12 protein-coding genes and 7 pseudogenes are annotated in these 19,912 nt (G+C 59.6%); 8 read left to right on the top strand and 11 right to left on the bottom strand.

The window, feature by feature from the left end:
* Positions 1-757 precede the first annotated feature (757 nt).
* Together RX331_RS24835 and RX331_RS24840 are read right to left on the bottom strand one after the other, a co-directional pair.
* Positions 758-868 (bottom strand): hypothetical protein, encoded by a 111-nt coding sequence (locus RX331_RS24835; protein ID WP_317252478.1) that lies wholly within the window; start codon positions 866-868, stop codon positions 758-760.
* 1 nt (position 869) lies between these two features.
* Positions 870-1,049: a hypothetical protein gene (locus RX331_RS24840; RefSeq protein ID WP_317252479.1), complete on the bottom strand. Its 180-nt coding sequence runs from the start codon at positions 1,047-1,049 to the stop codon at positions 870-872.
* Between the two features lie 1,920 nt (positions 1,050-2,969).
* Here RX331_RS24840 and RX331_RS24845 point away from each other — a divergent pair.
* Together RX331_RS24845 and RX331_RS38980 are read left to right on the top strand one after the other, a co-directional pair.
* Positions 2,970-3,473: a GNAT family N-acetyltransferase gene (locus tag RX331_RS24845; protein ID WP_317252480.1), complete on the top strand. Its 504-nt coding sequence runs from the start codon at positions 2,970-2,972 to the stop codon at positions 3,471-3,473.
* Between the two features lie 693 nt (positions 3,474-4,166).
* On the top strand, positions 4,167-4,421 hold the full coding sequence (locus tag RX331_RS38980) for a cyclase family protein (RefSeq protein WP_410708317.1): 255 nt from the start codon (positions 4,167-4,169) through the stop codon (positions 4,419-4,421).
* Positions 4,422-5,281: 860 nt separating this feature from the next.
* Here the strand turns inward: RX331_RS38980 and RX331_RS24850 are convergent.
* The 5 genes and pseudogenes from RX331_RS24850 to RX331_RS38990 all read right to left on the bottom strand — a co-directional run bounded on the left by RX331_RS24850 (position 5,282) and on the right by RX331_RS38990 (position 10,864).
* Positions 5,282-6,049, bottom strand: a complete 768-nt coding sequence (locus tag RX331_RS24850) for a crotonase/enoyl-CoA hydratase family protein (protein ID WP_317252481.1) — start codon at positions 6,047-6,049, stop codon at positions 5,282-5,284.
* A 585-nt stretch (positions 6,050-6,634) separates the two neighbouring features.
* The gene (locus tag RX331_RS24855) at positions 6,635-7,174 is read right to left on the bottom strand and encodes a CoA transferase (protein WP_317252482.1); all 540 of its coding nucleotides are present in this window, start codon (positions 7,172-7,174) and stop codon (positions 6,635-6,637) included.
* A 362-nt stretch (positions 7,175-7,536) separates the two neighbouring features.
* Positions 7,537-8,664, bottom strand: a complete 1,128-nt coding sequence (locus tag RX331_RS24860) for an acyl-CoA dehydrogenase family protein (protein ID WP_317252483.1) — start codon at positions 8,662-8,664, stop codon at positions 7,537-7,539.
* 1,623 nt (positions 8,665-10,287) lie between these two features.
* Positions 10,288-10,697, bottom strand: a pseudogene (locus RX331_RS38985) (hydantoinase/oxoprolinase family protein).
* A gap of 83 nt (positions 10,698-10,780) precedes the next feature.
* Positions 10,781-10,864, bottom strand: a complete 84-nt coding sequence (locus RX331_RS38990) for a hypothetical protein (protein ID WP_410708318.1) — start codon at positions 10,862-10,864, stop codon at positions 10,781-10,783.
* A 664-nt stretch (positions 10,865-11,528) separates the two neighbouring features.
* On the opposite strand from RX331_RS38990, the gene RX331_RS24875 reads away from it, so the two are divergent.
* Positions 11,529-11,690: a hypothetical protein gene (locus tag RX331_RS24875; RefSeq protein ID WP_317252485.1), complete on the top strand. Its 162-nt coding sequence runs from the start codon at positions 11,529-11,531 to the stop codon at positions 11,688-11,690.
* A 795-nt stretch (positions 11,691-12,485) separates the two neighbouring features.
* On the opposite strand, the pseudogene RX331_RS24880 reads toward RX331_RS24875, so the two are convergent.
* Positions 12,486-13,622, bottom strand: a pseudogene (locus RX331_RS24880) (IS256 family transposase); the annotation flags it as partial.
* 157 nt (positions 13,623-13,779) lie between these two features.
* On the opposite strand from RX331_RS24880, the pseudogene istA reads away from it, so the two are divergent.
* Together istA and istB are read left to right on the top strand one after the other, a co-directional pair.
* Positions 13,780-15,330 (top strand): annotated as a pseudogene (gene istA, locus RX331_RS24885) (IS21 family transposase).
* Entirely contained in the window at positions 15,327-16,139 is an 813-nt protein-coding gene (gene istB / locus RX331_RS24890; protein WP_317252486.1) for an IS21-like element ISBj11 family helper ATPase IstB, read from the top strand. Before istA ends, istB begins: the two are co-directional and overlap by 4 nt.
* Positions 16,140-16,267: 128 nt before the next feature.
* On the opposite strand, the pseudogene RX331_RS24895 reads toward istB, so the two are convergent.
* Positions 16,268-16,423, bottom strand: a pseudogene (locus tag RX331_RS24895) (IS256 family transposase); the annotation flags it as partial.
* A 113-nt stretch (positions 16,424-16,536) separates the two neighbouring features.
* Here RX331_RS24895 and RX331_RS24900 point away from each other — a divergent pair.
* Positions 16,537-17,179 (top strand): annotated as a pseudogene (locus RX331_RS24900) (IS256 family transposase); the annotation flags it as partial.
* Here RX331_RS24900 and RX331_RS24905 read toward each other — a convergent pair.
* Entirely contained in the window at positions 17,179-17,445 is a 267-nt protein-coding gene (locus tag RX331_RS24905; protein ID WP_317258237.1) for a helix-turn-helix domain-containing protein, read from the bottom strand. The pseudogene RX331_RS24900 and the gene RX331_RS24905 sit on opposite strands and share 1 nt — an antisense overlap.
* Here RX331_RS24905 and RX331_RS24910 point away from each other — a divergent pair.
* Positions 17,436-17,645 (top strand): annotated as a pseudogene (locus RX331_RS24910) (transposase); the annotation flags it as partial. The gene RX331_RS24905 and the pseudogene RX331_RS24910 overlap by 10 nt on opposite strands.
* A 318-nt stretch (positions 17,646-17,963) precedes the next feature.
* Here RX331_RS24910 and RX331_RS24915 read toward each other — a convergent pair.
* Complete coding sequence (locus RX331_RS24915; protein ID WP_317258238.1) at positions 17,964-19,178, bottom strand: IS110 family transposase; 1,215 nt, start codon at positions 19,176-19,178, stop codon at positions 17,964-17,966.
* Between the two features lie 237 nt (positions 19,179-19,415).
* Between RX331_RS24915 and RX331_RS24920 the strand changes: the two are divergent.
* Positions 19,416-19,637, top strand: a pseudogene (locus RX331_RS24920) (transposase); the annotation flags it as partial.
* Positions 19,638-19,912 lie beyond the last annotated feature (275 nt).

The raw sequence follows: 19,912 nt of genomic DNA on the forward strand, positions 1-19,912 counted from the left end.
CGGAATTGCCGAGGAGCCCTGAAAGGATCTCTCAGCTATGCTGTAAAGCGTTGGTGCGGCGCTGCGGATCGCAGCGGGACGGTTTACCTTCGCGAATCTGCATCGACGGCTTAGGATACAAGCCTATATTCGCACGTTCGATTTGCTGCAGAAATACGCGAGACCTGAGATGCCGACCTTTAAGCAAGTCACTTGGGAAACCACGCCGGCCGCAACACCCACAGCCTGCAACTCGGGCGTCAGTTGATCGTCCTCCGGTTTCGATGTCTTTCTCAATCAGGTCCTCGACGCGCTTCCGCAGATTTCGGCCATCCATCTATGGCCCATTCTGGTCGGCCAATAACGCCGCCGCCGTGATCCAGTTGTCCTCACCCGCACAGCGGAAGCAGCGATGGGCACGAACTGCGGATGTCGATTGCCCTATTTCATCGGAGGCATATCGCTAAAGGAGTGGAGGATGATCCATGGCGTCGCCCGGCATAATGGTTCTGGTCGTTCCTCGATGATGGACGCGGGCTTGCCCAGCTCCGTTTGACACCATCGGTCTGAGGGGACGACCGCATCATCTGCCTAGTCCAGCAAGCCGCGAGCGAGCGCGCTACTACATAGCGCCTAACGATCGAACGGCTTGCTGGGCGCTGGCCGGCCCGTTACCCCGTCTAGGGATCCCCAAAAGGCGGTATGGCTCATAATGCGCGGCCCATGTCTCCGACTATGCTCGGCAACCCCGATCTGTGTCGAGAGTTGAGCCATAAGCTCAGCAATCGCGATAGTCGCTGTCTGCGCCAAAGGCTGACATCGACATCATGGCGAGCCGAGTATTCACTGTTCTGAGCACGTCAAAGCCAAGCCCGAGCTTCGGAAGCACATCAGCTGAATAATTGTTGACGACGATATCGGCTCGCCTCGCAAGGGCGATGCCTTGCCGGGTCTGTTATACCCCGCTTGTTGCGGTTCATGATGCCGAAGCGTACCGTCTTTTCGTATACCCGGCCATCTATGTAAGGCGAATGCCGGTCAACGTCGCGCCCCCAATCCGGATACTGCATAGCCTCGATCTTGATGACGTCCGCCGCGAGATCGCCAGCACGCTTACAGAGCGGGCCCGCTTAACCCATCGAGAAGTCGATAACGCGAATTGACTGCAACGGCTGCCGGCCGACATGGCGGCGGAGCAGGCCACGCGGCGTGGGCGTATTCGCGGAAGCCTGCTGCTCACCCGGATCCGGAACTTTCCCGCCCCGGCGCAGCGGCACCATGTCACCCCATGAGGCGAGCCAACCGTCAGGACCTCTTCTTTGCCAAGAGAGACGGGCACGATTGCGCTCGTTTCTCTCGCTGTTGGAGCAGATCGGATATTTCGGGCACTGGCACGATCTTTATTTGGTGCTTCAGTCCGTCCGCAATCCCTCGTCCGCGTGTTGCAGACCGTGTTACCGAGGATCAGAGTTGGATCATCACGCAATTCAGGACAAGTCGAGCATGTCGCAGAATGCTTGCCATTGCGCCCACGTCACGGTCGTCATCCCGACCCATCCTTTCTTTGTATTTCGTAATTCCGAACGGAAAGCCCGAACACAAATGATTAATGCCAATCCTGCGCATTGCGTCGCCACGCGCAAACGACCCGAATGTGAGATAATCGCTGAGAGCAAGACTCGATTCGAAAACGCTGAGCGACCACTAGCCCCCTGCCCCACCGTTCATTCGACCGTGCGATCCCTACGCAGTATTGACAACCGATCCGAGATGGACGTCCTGGCTTGTGGAGCCCACCCGAAACGCCGGTTGAGCGAGCTGATCTGTAAGCGCGTCGGAGAATATCGTCTCTGATCAAAATTCCCGAGCCGAATTGAATGTCTGGCTACGTGTGCAATGGCCCCGGCCTTGGACACGTCTGCGTCTTTCCGTGATGTATTCGATACAACCACTTGCAATTGTCCGCCGAATTCGAGTGTCATAGGTATTCTTGACGGTCCCGGTCGTAATTAGCGTTACGAGGTCACAGGGGACCGATCCTGGATAAGCCAGCAGCACCGCACCGGCTTTCTTCCGCGACAGGCAATACGCTCGCTGTGAGGGCGGCCTTGTCAGTCAGTTTTACCAGCGAGAGCGCCCTGACTGACGTGTCCCACACCGGTTTGAAAACAATCGCGTTACCGATTGCGAAACGAGGGCGCAACCGAGCGGCTGATCATCCGCGATCTATATTCGAGGACACGATCTCTGCGGTCATGGGGTGCAGCCCGTCCCTCAGAGCCTCGTCGACGAAACTGCGCTGAGAGTTAATCTCGGGGGAGATGTGAACTGAAGGATGCGGTTCGTATTTGCCTCGTCGAGTACTGCGCGCTGGTCAAACGGCCGTATGCTGATTCCATCGGACCAGGCTTTTCCACGCCCCTTTGAGCCTCCTTACAACCGAGCTGTCTCAAAAAACGCGAGATGGCGATCGGCTACACGCCACGTCGATGGCCTTGAGCCGCGTGTGCGATGCTGTCTGCGGATGCCTTTTCAGAACGAATTCGCAAGATCCTGGACCCTGGCGCTGTAGCGAAGAAGACTGCAACATTCGCATTAATCCAGAACGATGAATTTCATGGACTAATTGACTAGGAAGCGCGCGCCTTCGTTGAATTCCTGCCAGCAACGGAGGACGTCCTGCCCGTAGCCTCAAGTCCCGCGTGAATCCTAAAGGACGCAAGCGTTCGCACGCGGTCAACTACCGACGTTAGCAATTGATCTAAAGGAACTCAGCGTGTCAGTGTTTCTAAACGTCGGCTCGGGTGTTTTTGGCATGGAAGATAGACCACAAGCTGTTCTGCACAAAGGCCTTGCGCCACGCGCTCTTACGTGGCCCAGAGAATGCTGCGGCTCACACATAGATCTGGGCCGACTGCCGTTGTTGAGATTGCGACCGGCACCGAGCGGTTCGGTTCATCTTCGCACCGAACAAGAGAACAAGAGGACAAATGCAGATCTCCATTGTGGAAACAACGCTGGAAAATGTGCTACATGCTCGCCATGAGCTCTTAAGACCGGATCATTTGTCATCGAATGACCCGTTCGAATTCACATTGTCATCTGCCGACCTTTCCGAGGTTGCAATACACTTACTGGCCTCGGCCAACGGGCAAACCATTGGGACCCTGTCGGCCGGCCCGGAATACTGTCCTTTTAAACCCTCCAATAACAGCTGGAGGTCAAGAGGGCTTGGAGTCCATAGGGATATGAGGAAGCAGGGAATTGCAACAGCCTTGATGAAAACTGTGATCCTAAAGGCGCATAAAAGAGGAGCCAGCGCGGTTTGGGGGAATCCGCTAGTTAGTGTGGCACTGCACGCATGTAAGCATCTCGGTTACGAAGCGATTGGCGAGCAGTATGACATTCCTCCGTTTGGAGGCCATCAAAATATGATCTGCTACCTCACCGATGAACTAATTTCGTTCATCAGCTCGGATCGTATTGGCGCGTAATCAACGTGCTTCGTTTTCCGAGGGTCCAAAATGGCCAGCGAAGGTTTACGGAAATAATCGAGGGCGCTAGGAGCCGCCTGGATGAAAATGACACCGACGAGGCCAGGCATCGTGGATATTCGAGAGCCGTCACAAGATTCTGAAATTGGCCTAAAAAGCCGTGGAAGCCAGGGCGAGGCTCCTCGTGAGCATGTAGGTGAGCGCACATACAGGATAATGTTCGATCCGCGGGCGGCTTTTTTCTGCGGCGAGCAATGGCACCTGGTCCTTGGGAGAAGGCCAGCCTCGTGGGGAACGTCCTGCCAGGGCGAACGTGTTGGCGATAATGGTCTGACCGCGCGGTTCGTTGCAGTTAATTGGGTGACGACGCAAGGCGCTGGCCATGGAGGATCGCTTCACGAGGATTCTCGACCCCGTCTGGAAGCGCCACAGCATTAAAGCTGAACAAATCATTTTGCTTTATCCTGGACATCGCGCGTCTGGAACTGACAATCGCAAGTCTAGGGGTCACGTGAAGGATCCAAACGCGCCCAAACCGGATCAAAATTTCGAAGTAATCCGGACTGCCGGCCGGCATCTTCGCTCGCTGCGGCCCGTCGACCTCGCATCAACCCTGGCCCGGGGCATTCGCGGAGGCCGACGCATCCACGCCCAATTATCGACCCACGGTCGTGCACGAGAGCGACGGTATTACTGCCAAAACCTCAGCATGGCGAGCATATCGGCTGTCGTGTCGATGCGCCGGCGCATACAATCGCCGACCAGATGGACGCCTCAAGCGAGAAAATCGCCGCTGACCGCCTAGTGGCAGAGGCCGTTGCCTACGACCGCACCGATCGCGACTGGAAATCCGGTGACATGCTCGCGTGTTTCGATGTTAAATCTATGAAATGCAAGCATGGTATCTCCGTTGGCCCGGACGAGATCGCACTCGTGAACTTCGGGTGACCAAAGCAGCATTGGCGGCAACGCACAGGCCCAATGGTATGCTTGTAACGCCCCCGGTATGAATGAAGAACTGGTGCTCCTCTTCAAGGAGCGGAACGTCCGCGCCATTGGCGCGGACACGATCGCGTTCGAAGCGGCGTTGGTGGACAGCGTTTCTGCCGGGACCCTGCCGGTGCACTTCAAGCATTGGCTGCGACACGGCATCCTGATTCGAGAATGCCTGGCTAACCTAGAACTCATCTCTCGCCGCTGTCTGTTCGTGGGCGCCCGCTGCCATCGAACACGGCTCTGGCTCGCCTTGTCGCCTACTGCTGCGATAACTGCTGAGACTAGGTCTTTTTTCGAGTCAGTCCGGCCATGGCACATCAGCACGCCTCCAGCATGGAATCGAATGAGCTCAGGTGCTCACTTCCCTCGTCGCATGTGCATTTGGAGAAGTGTCGAGGCCGACGGACTATTCAGAAATTCCCGATCGTGCCGGACCGCGGAACGCATACGGTTGTTACACAGCTGACGGACCCGGCTCTTGATCAGGTTTTCTGGCGGATTTCCTACGGCTACAGAGCTGGAAAACGTGCTCCTGGTGAAAAAAATTGTAGAGATTGCTCTTCAAGTCAGATTTGAACTGCTGAACCCGTATCCCATCGATACCGGCTGCACCGCCATCGAATCGCACTTGCAGATATACTTCTGCGCACCTCTCTCTTCGGGATATTGACGGCTTGCTCGGCATTCCCCAGTTTTCGTGACGGGCGACGGTCCAGGCCTATGCTCTGGACAGTCGGTGAGGATGAGTGACAAACGCACTTCGCCGACCGATGGATTGCGGCAGTTGTCGACGCGGCCTGGAGCAATGAATATTACCGTCCCTTCCACACGGGCTTGCGCTTCTCGGCGAAGGCTTTGAGGCCCTCACGACTGTCCTCCGAGTTGAACACCTCTTGCACAATCGGCATCTTCTCCCAGCTGTCAATGTCGTGGTTGTTGAACGACTGGAAGATGATCTCCTTGCTCGCCGCCAATGCCAGGGGCCCATTCACAAGCAACGATTCGGCTAGCTTGAGCGCTTCCTCGAGAGCCTTGCCCGGCTCAGAGAGTCGGTTGATAACACCGAACCGTTCGAGATAGGACGCTTCCTTGAAGGCACCCGTCAGCGCGAGCTCCATAGCCAGGTGATAGGGCATACGGCGCGGCAGCCGGAAAAGGCCGCTGGTCGGCAGGAGGTTGTACCGGACTTCCGGCAGACCGAATTTAGCGTCACGCGCCGCCACGATTAGATCGCACGCCAGGCACGTCTCGAAGCCGCCCCCGACGGCATACCCTTCGACTGCCGCGATCAACGGCTTGCGCGGCGGGCGCTCCTGAATGCCGGAGCCGCCGCGTGCAAGCTGCGGGCGTGGACCGCCCTTGGCAACCTCCTTGAGATCCGCACCGGCAGAGAAAGTGCCGCCGGCGCCGGTGATAATACCGATGAACAGCCGCTCCTCCTGATCCAAAAGGTCCATCGCCGCTTCCATTGCCTCCGATGATTCGAAGTCGAAAGCGTTCTTGGCTTCCGGTCGATTGATCGTAACGATCAGTATGGGGCCTCGGCATTCGGTCAGAATCCGCTGAGACGACCCGCTCATTCGCTTCTCCTATACCCCGAGGGTGGAGCCCGCTTTGACTCCGTGCGTGTGACCATCTGTTTTCTCCCGCTTCGGAAGGAGTAGCGATACCGTCCGAAAGTGATCTGAAATTCGCCATAGGCAGTGAACCCCAACGCGCCCGAGTTCGTTAGTTGCTTCATCTGCTGCGGCGTGAGCTGATTTCTGCAAGCACGTCTTTCATATGTGCTCTGAGCACCGGCACACGAATAGTGTGGCCGAGCGTCGGGAAGTCGGCACAGCCTTCAATATGCCGTCGATCGTCACGTGAACGCCGCGGGAGATGTTGTGCGCCTGTTGTGGAACGGCACGGGAGCGAAACGGGCGTCGGTGCCTTCCAACAATTCGTATCCATTCCGCGCGTCTTTGTTGCAATCAACGCCGCGAGTTCGCCAGCAACTGGAAAATCCTTCGAGTCCGATTGCCCTTTCACGGAGCGCTGATCATTATCGAGACCGAGCCACTTGACGAACACGAGTCGAACTGCGGCTCGTCCGGGACGATATTGCCACCATCGGAGCAGCGATAGCAGCGGGAAAAGTGCCCGGCCGACCTGCCGAGTTCAAACTACCCACCGCGATTCGCGATTCTTGACAGCGTTAGATTGAGCATGTATCCGGAGCCATCGACCATTGCAGCGTCCACGATCTGACCGCGTCCATCCTCGCGCGCCCACAGAATGTCAGCAGAGATTCCGGAAGCAAGATAAAGAGCGCCACCGCCGATATCGCCGAGCAGGTTTGAGGACAGCTCCGGCCGCTGGCTAGATAGGATGCAAAGCCACACCACACCAGAAATTGCTGTCGTTCCCTCGAGCCGGTGCCAGCGGACCGTGCTCACCCCCTCGGTTGTTCGGCCATAGATGAGTGATGGACGGCCTGCGAGGCAAACGTTCAGGCCCAGCCGCTCCATGACGCATAGGCGCATCCGCTCGGTCGGACAGTCGGCGTGCTCCACAAGCTCCAATGCGATGTCGACTGTTCCTGTTGTCTTGTGGTCCAGAATGATCGAGCGCTTGCCGCAGGCGACGTTTTGCGAAGGGCTGGAGCGGCCTATATAGGCTGCCCTCGTGCAATTTCGACGATCTTTGTCCTCTTCAGGGACCATTGATCAGCCCTTTCTGTTTAATGCCCCGCATAATACACTTCGGCTGGCGTCAGCCTTCACCTCATGGCGAAAAGTGAGCAAAGAGGTCTGACGAGCGTCGATGCGACGACCAGTCATTTGAGGATATACCTGCGAACGAGGCGAATTTCTCCCGCACTTAAGCAGTGCGCCTTCCGGTGCGCTCGCCACTCGTCAAGAATCTTATTTGGCGATCGTCTGGAGCGGCTGTCGTCGACGATTGCATTGGGCGTCTGCCTGACTGAGCACCCGGTCTTGGAGCGGCCCTCGGCGCGAGCGATGCGGCATTAGCTAGTTTTTCAATTCTCACGTCTCTTCACTCTCGAGTATCCGGTGACCAGCAGTCACGCCAAAAGATGACGGGCGAGCACGCGATATTTTAGAACTTCGCTCGCGCCTACCCAGATGCGCTGCATGCGCTGATTATCGTAGAAATGTGCAAGCGGGCCCTCATATGTGCAGCCCGCGCCGCCGTGGACTTGGATTGCGCGGTCAACGACGCGACCGACCATTTCGGTGCAGGTCAACTTGACCATGCTTGCTTCCACGCGCGTATCCTCACCGCGATCATGTTTCTCCGCACAAGTGTACATCATGAGTCGGTTCTGTTGGATTTCGATCCATGAATCGGCGATCATCGACTGGATCGCTTGCTTATCGCTGAGTGGACCTCCGAATAAGACTCTCTGCTTGGCATATTCGACCATCATATCGTAACAGCGCTTAGCGATGCCTAGCGCCGACGCGGCATTGCCGAACCGGGTTGCATTGAGTGCTTCTTGCGCGCCTTTGAATCCGGCGCCCTCCGCGCCGATGCGTGCAAATTCGTCGACTCTGCAGTTATCGAAGGTAAGCTGGTGCGTCGTGTAGTTACCGAGCATCGGCACCGGACGTGCGATGAGGCGTGGATTGCTCTTCTCGACGGCGAACATCGAAAGACTGCCGCCAGTTTTGTCATTGGCAGTGCGAGCGAAAACGAAGACGCGATCGGCATCGTCGAAGTCTGTAATCCAAATCTTCGAGCCGTTGATGACCCAGCCATCACTCTCCCGTTTCGCATAGGTCGAAGTCTTGCGAGCCGGATCGGATCCGCCGCCGGGCTCGGTAAGCGCAAAGCATATAGCTGTGGCGTCAGACAGAAAGGGGTCGAGATAACGGGCCTTCTGCTCGCCCCGGAGATGGAGCAAGTTGGGGAGAACCTCGCCGCCGAGTCGGAGCGGCGTTAGGCATTTTTTGTTCTCTTCGATGACGGCGATTCTATCGACCAGCGAAAGATTTGCGCCACCCAATTCGCGTGGCAAGCTGAGCCCCCATAGGCCAACTTTACGGGCCGCTTCACGGCCGGGCCGATAGTCTGCCGAGGTCACCTTCTCGCCTCTGAGCTTTCGTGTCTCGAGCGGCATCTGGTGGTCCTTGACAATTCTCCGGACCAGATCGACGAGCGCTCGCGTTTCTTCCTTAAACTCGTACATCTCGGTTTCCTGTTTGCAATGCAATCCAGCCGAACATACATCTACGATGGAGAAGACGAGGAAGCCACCCTCGGAGTCCTCCAAACTCCGGTAGTTGGCCCGACCTCGGCGCTCACAGTATGTTTGCTCTTTTGCCACTCACTGAAGATCGCTGATATAACCCGACGCTCAATGGTTCACTACGTACGCCGATTTCCGCCGGGGCTTAGCAGCCACGTGTTTTGGCGGCGGTCTTTCTTGGCGTCCTTGCCCTCGATCGGCAGCAGCACTGCTTGTGCCCGGTCTCCTTCTTCAGGTTCTTGACCCGCTTCGACGCCTGCTCCTAGCCGAGACCCGGCACGCAAATGCGTCTGTTTGGTAACATTGCCGATGCTGGGCTGCTTTCTTCCCTATCGGCTGGGCCGGTTCGTTTCCTGATGATGAATCTCAGCGTCGCTTCACAGTAATCTTATTTTTCGGGTTCGAACCTGCGCTCCTTTTTGGTTGAACGATTGTGGCGGACGTCGACAACATGCCCTGGGACCGATCGCAGGTGGATTGACGTGAAGCACGGCCTTTATCGCGCGACGAACACTCTGAGGCGGTGCTTGTGGTCACGAAGACTTGGATGAAGGCCAAGTGAACCTAAATAGGGAAACCAGCTGGAAGTCATTCATTTTCAAGGGAGGCACGGCCGACTGGCCACCCCTGTCTTTCGGCTTCTAAGCTTGGCCCGTCCATCGCCAAAGGATACCTCCATTTCGCCGTTGCAGACCTGGGCAGAGCTGGCCGGTGCGGCCGAGCCGGTCAAGCCGTCATGGCAGTGGAGCGTGGATGATCTCTCACGAAGGGGCGCGTGGCCGATGGGGCGGCGTCCGGCATGCTCGCGCGATGACCGAGCCAGATCTTGATGTACAATTTGACGACTGGCTTTTCGTGATGGTGTCTAACGAACAGTCGCGTCCGGTGTTAGGCGGCCGGCAGCAATTTCTCCCTCGCAACGGGCGGCGCTTCAACGACGGGCTGCATCGGCGCTCCATAGCACGTCTATAATGCAGGCGCGTTTCGTTGTAACCAGAATGGTCGTTGTTGTCTCATCGATAAATTGCCGGACCAACAATCTTGTGGCTCCGCCCAAGTTTCGTGCCGTCGTAGACTGGAATTTTCGCCGTGCCCCGGGCCTCGTCAATCCAGACCGGTCGAACCCCGATCGGGTCTGGATTCGGCGTCGAAACGTGGGGTCGGTGCAAGTTGATTCTAGGCGTGAGTCCCAGTGCTGTCAGGCGCAGGTTGAGGATCTCAATTTTACCGCTGGGCTGAATGTATCCGTAAAGGGGTTCATATTCCGTTTCGAATAACGTTCGGATTGTAGCCGGTGCGAAACTTTCGCTATTAACTCGGACTGTCCACTGCTGGCCGACGTAACGAAGGTCGGGCCCAGGCTTGAGAGCGATCGTATGTCGCGAGAAGCCCTCGTTGTTAAGGGAACAGGATTGCGCCCCCCTTGAGGACTAACATCTCTTCAGTCAAATCGCGTTCCATCCCTGAAACGTCGAGCGCTTTCAGCCAAGGCTTCTGATAGTCATGGCGGACATCGGTGTTGCACATGCCGAAGGCGCAAAACACACCTGCCAGACGCGGCACCTAGACGGCTTCGCAGCCCAACAAGCGGCCAACGGAGACGCCGTGGAGCGGGCCTGCACCGCCGGCAGCGAGGAGCGTGAAGCCCTGCGGATTGTACCCGCGCTCGACGCTCACCCGCTCGACCGCGTGCTGCATGTTCTGCTCCACCACCGCAGGATAACTGCAGCCGCTTGCTCGATCGTGATACTCAGCGGCTTCGCCACATGGATACCGAAGGCATCCCGGGCGCTCTTCACGTCAAGCGAAATGACGCTGCCCGCATACGGACCAGGACGCAGACCACCCAAGACCAGCTGCGCATCTGTGACTGTGGGACGCTCAAACGATCTCTCACCGAGAGGTTCCTCTTCCCCTGCCTGGCTTCGGGATCGCTCGCGGACGCGGACTGACGCACGGCCTTGTGCAGCAATGCGTCACTTGAGGCGCGCGATCGGCTTTGATGTTGAACTTAGGTTGGCTCCCGCTCGCCCACTGATGAGAAGCTCTTTCGCCTTCACGAGCTTCCACCTTCGCTCGTGTTGAGCGCAAAGAAGACGCGGCAGGTGGCCGGTACAAGGAAACGGTTGATCACCGGCATCGCGCAATGGACGCCGCCGCGAACAGCGATCCCGGCGTAAATCGATCACGGTGGCAAAACCGTGCGTGAGCGCACACCGAAACCAATAGGGCGTTGGAGCACTCGAATTCGCACGCGACGCATAAGTGAACTGAAACGAGATAAACTTGTGAGCCATCACTGCGATTCCTTGAGCACGCGACATTGGATGAAATCTCCTTTTCAAGCCTCGTGCCAACTGCGAGAGCTCGATTGTAAAGGCGGTTTGCTCAAGCGGACGTGTCGTTTGTCCGACAGCATGTCGCAAATCCAACAGTCACTCAGAGACTCTTCATCTCGATCTCGCAGTGATTGCCTGGGGTGAGCTTTCAGGAGTTTGTCCATTCGGCCTGATCAGGAACTCAAAGACTAGCGATTCGTGGAGAGCCGGCGGAAAATCACCGAGAATGCGTCCCTTCGGGAGGCGCTATGCGAATACGTTGTGATCGAAAGCGGCCTGCCGATTCAAGATCACGCCAACACGTACCCAAATGGCTGATGCGGTTCCAGGCTGAAGTTGTCGGATGGGTTACGTCGTAGTTTACTCAGTCTCCATTGATCGCCAAGCCAAACCCCATCGACGCGTGCACCGCCACTCAGGCAACGCGGCAAAAGTCGCACACCGGCAAGTGCAACGGAGGAACCGGTGAGATTGGGGTATGCCGATCATTTGTCCAGCCAGGCGGCCCACGTCGCGCCGCACCTCGGCAAGATCACGGCGGTTGTGCATCCATCGCCGTTCCAGCAGGCAGTCGTCATCGACCTTGCGCGGCACACAGTCGAGCGTTTCCGCGAGGAGTGTACATAGGGATCGTGGAAGAGCTGCAACTTACTGATTCCGTTCTCGTCGACGGTTCGCGATCGACGGAGCAAACGAGATGCTTGGCGCAAGGAGCTTATCAGCTGGAGCTCTTCACTGGCTCGAGCTCATCCCAGATGAGCACATGTTGGCGGCAGTCGATCGTGTGCCTGACCTGTCTACGCCACAACGGAAGTGGTCCACATCGATGCGTCGCTGATCCGCGCCAACGTGAGTTGCGAGACTCACCGAGCCGCACATAGTGGAGGTACTGAGCGAAATCAAAGCAAAGTGGAGAGAAAGGGTCGGCAAACCGGCAAGTACAAGAAGGTCTGCGCGACCTAGGTGAGATGATCAAGCCCAAGGGGCTTGGTCGGACGGTTATATTGACTCCTGCCTTCACCTCGGGGCGAAAGCCTCGCGCCGGGCAGCAGTCGCCATCTTCATTGCGGCGGAATAGCGCTCTTGGTCGAACTTGCGAGCACTTTCGAAAGAGGGTGTCAGTAACTCCGTGTAAGACGGTTTCTGTGAATTTGCCTTTGAGAGGAGGCTCACATGGCTACGGATTTTTCACCTGAGATTTTGGACTAGATTCTTGCTGGAGGCAGCCTCAAGCCGGAAAACCTGGCCGGCGAAGATGGGCTTTTCAGACGATTGAAGAAGGCGCGTCTGCAGCGGGCGCTTGGTGCGAAGCTGCCCCACCACCTTGGCTATGAGAAGGGCGACCCGGCGGGCCGTGGTGCCGTCCGGGATGTGGTTGGAATGTGGAAGTGGCGCAGCCTCCGACATCGTGAAGCTATCTGATTACGCGGCGAGGTCAATTGGCTGATCGATGGGCTTTGTGGCGAGTGTTTTCCAGCCATCGACCTTGCGCATGTTGATCTGGCCGGAGGCGAGCAAAGCCCAGAACAACATCGCCGCGGTGTCCGCTGATGGCAGCACAGTCTGCGTCTTTATCCGTCGCTTGAACTCCTCGTGCAGCCGCTCGATGGCATTCGTGGTCCGTGCGCTCTTCCACTGGCTCGGTGGCAGCCGCGTGAAGCTGAAGAGCCGGTCGCCAGCCTCCTGCAGGCTGTCGGCCACCGCACGATGCTTGAGCCGCCATTTGCGGATGAAGGCCTTGCGCCGCGCCTCGATCTCCTCGGGCGTCGCCGCGTAGATCATGTCGTTGTAGTCGGCGGTGATCTCCTCATGCAGCCGCTCGGGCGCATGCGCCAACAGGTTCCTGTGCTTGTGCACGGTGCAGCGCTGCACCGGCACGCCATCCCACACGGCGGCGATCGCGGCCTCAAGCCCGGGCGCGCCGTCGACGATGAGGAATTCGGGCCGCCGCAGCCCACGCCGGATGAGATCGTCGAGCACGGCACGCCAGGCTTCGGTGCTTTCGCTCCCCATCGCCTTGATTGCGAGCAGGATCTTCTGGCCGTCGGCCCGCACACCAATGACGACCAGCAGCGAGATGGCGGTCGCCTTGCGGTCGAGCCGCACGCGCACCACGGTGCCGTCGAGAATCAGCCGCACAATCGGTTCATTGGCCAACGAGCGGGCATTCCAGGCGTCCCAGTCGCTCTTCACCTTGCGCCATACCCGGCTCACCGTGTCCTTGCCGACCGCGCCAGCGAACAGAGCGCTGAGCGCCCGACGCACACGGCGCGTGTTGGTGCCGGCCAGATAACAGCTGGCGATCAGCGCGTCTGCGGCCAGTGTGCGGCGCTGGTAGGCCCGTAGCGACTGGTAGGCCCGTAGCGACTGGCTCTTCCACTCCGTGGTCTTGCCATCGGCCGTGTTGAGCCGCGCCCGCGGGACCGCGATCTCAATCGGCCCGAAGCTGCCGATCAGCGACCGGGGCCGGCTGCCGTGCCGATGCCCCATCATGCCGGGCTTTCCCTCATGGCCGACCTTCCTGCTACGTTCGTAGCGCGGACGGGCAAGGGCCGCTGCCGCGCGGCAATCAGGATGACAGTGGAGCGTCAATCAGGATGAGAGAGCTTCGCCGGGCTCGTGACGCAGGGAGGGCGTAGCCCGACCGGAGTTACGAGCCCGGCGTCGGCGCGATCCTTGAGGGACCGCGCCGACTGGTGATCGCGGCCGGTGGGTTATGCAAGTGGTTCTTCCGCCAAGAGGAATCACTCGCTTGCCAGGCCGACACGTTACCGATCACCAGATGAGGCTCTACATGAAGTACCGTCAGACCGATACCCCGCCAGTGGCCGCTGCCAGAGCGTCGTTCAGTACCTCGATCGCGTATCGCTTCGACAAGGATAGAAGGCTCCCATCGCAGAAGAAGGGAGCCCGCGGCCGGCGCCGACCGGACCCGTTGGCCGACGTGTTCGAGATCGAGGTCGTGCCGATGCTCAAGGCCGCCCCTGGCGTGCGGCCGATTGCGATCTTCGAGGAGATGTTACGACGCCATCCTGAACTCGGGGCCGGAATCCGCCGCACGCTGGAGCGCCGGATCCGCGCCTAGCGGGCAATCCACGGCGAGGAGCAGGAAGTCATCTTCCGGCAGACCCATGAGCCCGGCCATGTCGGCTTGTCCGACTTCACCGACATGGGCGAGCTCGGGGTCACCATCGCGGGCGTGCCGCTCGATCATCGCCTCTACCACTTCCGGCTGGCCTATTCCGGCTTTGAGCACGCCCATGTCGTGCTCGGCGGCGAGAGCTTCGTCGCCCTGGCGGAAGGCCTGCAGAATGCCCTGTGGTCGCTTGGCGGCGCGCCGCGGGAGCATCGGACCGACCGCCTGTCGGCCGCCTTCTGCAATCTGGACCGGAATGCTCAGGACGATCTGACGCGGCGGTACGAGGACCTTTGCGCCCATTACGACATGCGGCCCTCCCGCAACAATCGCGGCATCGCCCATGAGAACGGGGCGATCGAGAGCTCGCATGGTCATCTGAAGCGAGCGATCGCCGATGCCCTGCTGCTGCGCGGCACCACCGACTTTGACGATCTCGCCGCCTACCGCGGCTTCATTGACGAGATCGTCAGCCGCCGCAATGCCCGCAACGCCAAGCGGATCGATAGCGAGCGTGCTGCCCTGCAGACGCTGCCGGATCGCCGCACCTCGGACTACGAGGAGGTGATTGTCCGCGTAACGTCAAGCGGAGGCTTCACGTTGCGCAAGGTGTTCTACACCGTGCCGTCACGCCTGATCGGCCATCGGCTGCGGGTTCGCCTTTACGACGATCGTCTCGACGTGTTCGTCGGCGGCACCCATCTCGTCACCCTGCCGCGTGGCCGGCCGCATCCTAACGGCAAGCATGACCAGGTCGTCGATTACCGGCACGTGATCCATTCCTTGCGGCGCAAGCCGATGGCGCTGCTCAACCTCGTCTACCGTGATCGGCTGTTCCCGCGCGATGCCTACCGCCGAACCTTTGACCTGCTTCGGCAACGGCTGCCGGACAAAAAGGCTTGCCGCCTCATGGTCGATCTGCTCGCACTTGCCCATGAGCGCGGCTGCGAGGCCGGACTCGCCGATCAGCTCGCGGCTGATCTTGACGCTGGGCGGCTACCGGACCTCACCCGGCTACGCGCTCACTTCGCCCCTGATCCTGCCCACGTGCCGAACGTCGTGGTGCATCTCGCGCCGCTCGCCACCTATGAATGCCTCATCGGTGCCTCTGAGATCGGAGGTGCCGCATGAGCACGGCCAACACCGTCGACACCGCGCGCCTCAACCTGTTGCTCAATGAGCTGCGGCTACCCGCCATCAAGGTGCTGTGGCCGCAGTTTGCCGAGCAGTCCGATAAGGAAGGTTGGCCGGCGGCCCGCTTCCTCGCCGCCATAGCCGAACACGAGATCGCCGAACGCGGCCGCCGACGGATCGAGCGCCATCTCGTCGAAGCGCGGCTGCCCGCCGGAAAGACCTTCGATAGTTTCGACTTCCAGGCCGTGCCGATGATCTCCAAGGCGCAGGTGACCGCGCTCGCCGCCGGCGATGGTTGGCTCGGCAAGGGCGCCAATTTGTTGCTGTTCGGGCCGCCCGGCGGCGGCAAGAGCCACTTGGCGGCGGCGATCGGTCTGGCCCTGATCGAGAACGGCTGGCGCGTCCTCTTCACCCGCACCACCGATCTCGTGCAGAAGCTCCAGTTGGCGCGGCGCGAGCTCAACCTCGAGGCGGCCATCAATCGTCTCGATCGCTTCGATCTCATAATCCTTGATGATCTCGCTTACGTCACCAAGGACCAGGCCGAGACCAGCGTGCTGTTCGAGCTCATCAGCGCACGCTACGAGCGGCGCTCGATGCTGATCACCGCCAATCAGCCCTTCGGCGAATGGAACAAGGTCTTCCCGGACCCCGCCATGACCCTCGCCGCCATCGATCGCCTCGTTCACCACGCCACCATCATCGAAATGAACGTCGAGAGCTATCGCAGGCGCACTGCTCTCGAACGAAAGCGCGGCCCCGGACGGCCGCCCTCGCACGCGACACCCAAAACTGTCGCTGATTGACGCTCCGCGACAATCAGCGCCAACAAAACTCTTGCGCGCGACAATCATCGCGGTGATCATCACCACGCCGCGACACCGACTCGCCATCCTGATTGTCGCGCGCTTCCCACACAGATTGTCGCGCTATAGGCCGCATCGAGCTCACCGCGGATCAATTCTTCAATGAATTCCCGCGCTCGTTCCCGCACAGCAGTTTCAATCGGATCGAACCAATCATCGAAAAGCTGGGGAGCCGTCTCTCCTTCACACTGCGGGGCATGCGACTTCGTGATATTGCTGGTCATGGCGTGGTCTCCGGTCCGGCGCTCTAACGCCGGATGATTCGAGGTTGATCACCTCGGAGACTACGCCACCTTCAATTCCTACCAACCCTGCTACGGGACCCGGGCCGTGGAACGGCAACAGCAGCAACGGCAGGAGTAGCAAAGCGCTGTTGACGGACGACGGCGAGATTGAGGTGCCGCGCGACCGCGCCGGCACGTTCGAACCGGTGATGGTCGCCAAGGGCCAGACCCGTTTCGACGGCTTCGACGAGAAGATCATCAGCCTCTATGCGCGAGGCATGACGGTGCGGAAGATCCAGGGCCATCTGGCCGAGCTCTACAACACCGAGGTGTGCCCCGATCTGATCAGCGAAGTCACCGACGCGATCCTCGACGAGGTCCGCGAATGGCAAAGCCGGCCACTGGAATCGATCTATCCAGTTATCTTCTTCGACGCGCTCAGGATCAAGATCCGCGACGAAGGGATGCTCAAGAACAAGGCGGCTTACGTCGTGCTGGGCGTTAGTGCATCGGTGGGATTGGATCGAGCAAAGCGAAGGCACCAAATTCTGGCTCAAGGTCATGAACGATCTAAGGAACCGCGGCGTCGCCGACATCCTGATCGGCGTCATCGACGGCCTGAAGGGCTTTCCCGAGGCGATCAACAGCGTCTGTCCTAAGGCGATGGTCCAGACCTGCATCGTGTATTTGATCCGCAAAACAGCCGTGTCCTGGAAGGATCGCAAGGCGATCCTGCCCTCGATCAAGGCGGTCTTTCACCAGATCTTGCAGGTCCGGGTGGCGCGCAGCCTGAAGCGGCCATCCCAGCGCCTTTGGCGTTCGGCCAGTTTCTGGGCTCTCGCAGGGGCATATCCGCCCGACCACACTTTGGTGGCCAAGCTGTTACGCCCGATCTCCTGGCTGATTGTCGATACGGCCCGTCCCAAGGTGCGGGCTATCATTTGCATCGATTCCCCGGCTGCGCGCAGCCGACAAATCTCGATCCGCTCTTCAAGGCTGAGCTGGCAATAACATTGTCCCATCGCCACAACACCATAGCAGGTGTTGCACTTGTTCTGTGAACCCAGGCGCTGCTCTGCTCAGGCTCGAGGACTTCGAAGCCGAGTGGGGCAAGGGCAAGCGCTATCCCGCGATCGGCCAGATCTGGCGCAATGCATGGGAACACGTGGTGCCGTTCTTCGCCTTCGCACCAAGCATCCGCAAGATGATCTACACCACGGATGAGATGGACAAGCGATTTCTTCATGGCCGAAGCGAAGATTGCGGAGATCGCGGTAAGTCCAGTCTTTTGTTCGGTCGCGCTGCGGGCCATTCTTCCGTCCCGGCCACCGATCTCGCAGCCGACGCGCGCAGGGGCGATCAAGGCTGGCTGCATTTGCGGCCAGCCTTGACCGGCCCGAGCACGACGGCACGCTGGCGTGGAACGGGACTGCGTTCCTGGCCTGACTAGACCTTGCCGTCAGCCGCGATTATGGTTGTCAGGCGCGGGCGACCTCGTGGCGAAGCGTGGCGCATCGGCTGCAAGCGCCACCAGGCTGCCCTATTTTGTCCTGCCGAGCTGAGGCGCCCGCGCGCCGGTTTTTGGCCGCCGTGGTTTCCATTGCGTCACCAAGCGCTCGTAGCTTTGCTCTGCCCGGGCGGCAATCAACATCTCGCGGTCGCGCAGCGCCTTGATGTTGTAGGCATAGGCTGGCCCGCGCCGGCTGCCTTTCTGTTGTGGATGCCCGGCTTGAAGCTGCATCGCGCGGGTCTTGTTGGCGACCAGCGAGGGGCGCGCCCACAGGTAATCCTCGCCCTTCGTCAACAAATGCCAGCAGAGCACCGTGAGCTTGCGAGCCACGGCGACCGCGGCGATCTGATGGCCGCGCCGGGCGCGGATGCGAACGAAAAACGCATGCAGTGGACCGGGCGCCTTCGCAGCCCAAGCCGCCTCGACCAGCATGGCACGCGCGTGACTGCGGCCGATCTTGCTGATGCGGCCGTGGTGGGCGGCTCTCAGCCCGGACTGCCGCACCCGCGGATTTAGCCCGAAATAGCTCACCAGCTTTTGCGGGCTGTTGAACCGGCTGATGTCGCCGATCGCCGCCACGATGCCGGCGGCGACCGCCAGATTCACGCCGGTGATCGTCATCAATCGGTTGACCGCGGAATCGTCGATGGCGTTCTGCGCGATCTCGCGGTCGAGCAGGGCCAGGTCTTCCGCTAGCCGGTCAAGCTCACGGACGTGCCGATCGATCGCCGCGCGCTCATCGTCTGGCAGCTGTTGAGCGGCCAACCACGCCCCGCCGCGAGCGTTGAACAAATCGGCGTGCGGGCACTTCGGGAGCAGGTGCGCGTGTAGGATCGAATGCACCTCGTTCTTGAGCCGCGTGCAATGCCGCACGACCTGGTAGCGCCGTGCCACCAGCCGACGCTTGCGTTCAGTCTCCGCATCAGGTGTCCAGATCTGCGGCAGATACCCGGCCGCCTGCAGACTGGCGAGCGTGCCGGCATCGATCTTGTCGGTCTTGACGTGAGCCTGGGCAATCGCCTTCACCTGCAGCGGATTGGCGATAATCACCCGTGCCACGAACGGCGCCAGAACCCGCGACACCGCCATGCTGTTGGCGGTCGCTTCGACCACCACCTCATCACTGCCCAGCAGGGTCTTGCCAAATCCCTCCAACGCAGTCCGCGTCATATCAATGCGGCCCACATGTCGGAGCCTGCCATCCTCGCAAAACACCACCTCCCCAAAGGTTCGGTGGACATCAATGCCAATTATCCGTCGCATTCGCACCTCCTGCCAGATACATGACGGGAGCTGCGGGCGACACGACAACTACGGATTCGCGCTCTCGGCGCAACCGGGCGAGTCGCAGAGGCGGCCAGCTACTAACTCGAGCTCTCGGCTCATCGTGTGTATCGGCCTGCCCGCACATCGTGCTCCCGGTGCCTCTGTCCCGATGGTCGCACCATACGCTACGATGTAGAATACCGCAGCGGAACGTTGGCACCGAGACATCTCATACCGGTTACCAATGCGGTCGAGGCGCTGCACCGTTCGCTGCGCAAGATTATCAAGACACGTGGCAGCTTCCCCAACGACGAGGCGGCGGCGATGAAGCTGCTTTTCCTCGCCATCAGGAATGCAGGCATACACTGGCGACGACCGGTTGCATGGCCGGCCGCGATGGGCCAGTTCAGCGAGCGCTTTGCGAGCTCAGCGGACTGATCCCATGGGGTCAGTCCGCTGACCCCGCAACCCCCTCTCACAGAGGCGCTCTTACACAAAACTTCTGACACTCCCCTTTCGAAATTTGAACGTCAGGCGAGATTGCTTGCCGACTCGGCAAGCACCTCCGATACAGCGTCTAGCACCTTCTATTCCTTCGATTCGTTGATGAAGCCGAGTTGCGGGACTTCTTCAGCGTCCATAAGACGGCTCTACAGCGAGCCCGGCTACCGATCCGCTCCTATATCAGCCGAGCCCAAGGACGCTCGGCAGCT

This window comes from Bradyrhizobium sp. BWA-3-5 (assembly GCF_032917985.1).
GTDB lineage: Bacteria > Pseudomonadota > Alphaproteobacteria > Rhizobiales > Xanthobacteraceae > Bradyrhizobium.

Bases quoted from the DNA above. Each gene is read 5' to 3' on its own strand.
- RX331_RS24860 (WP_317252483.1), bottom strand. From the start codon at position 8,664: ATGTACGAGTTTAAGGAAGAAACGCGAGCGCTCGTCGATCTGGTCCGG.
- RX331_RS38990 (WP_410708318.1), bottom strand. From the start codon at position 10,864: ATGCCGGTGATCAACCGTTTCCTTGTACCGGCCACCTGCCGCGTCTTC.
- RX331_RS24845 (WP_317252480.1), top strand. From the start codon at position 2,970: ATGCAGATCTCCATTGTGGAAACAACGCTGGAAAATGTGCTACATGCT.
- RX331_RS24840 (WP_317252479.1), bottom strand. From the start codon at position 1,049: ATGCAGTATCCGGATTGGGGGCGCGACGTTGACCGGCATTCGCCTTAC.
- RX331_RS24850 (WP_317252481.1), bottom strand. From the start codon at position 6,049: ATGAGCGGGTCGTCTCAGCGGATTCTGACCGAATGCCGAGGCCCCATA.
- istB (WP_317252486.1), top strand. From the start codon at position 15,327: ATGAGCACGGCCAACACCGTCGACACCGCGCGCCTCAACCTGTTGCTC.
- RX331_RS24855 (WP_317252482.1), bottom strand. From the start codon at position 7,174: ATGGTCCCTGAAGAGGACAAAGATCGTCGAAATTGCACGAGGGCAGCC.
- RX331_RS24905 (WP_317258237.1), bottom strand. From the start codon at position 17,445: ATGGGACAATGTTATTGCCAGCTCAGCCTTGAAGAGCGGATCGAGATT.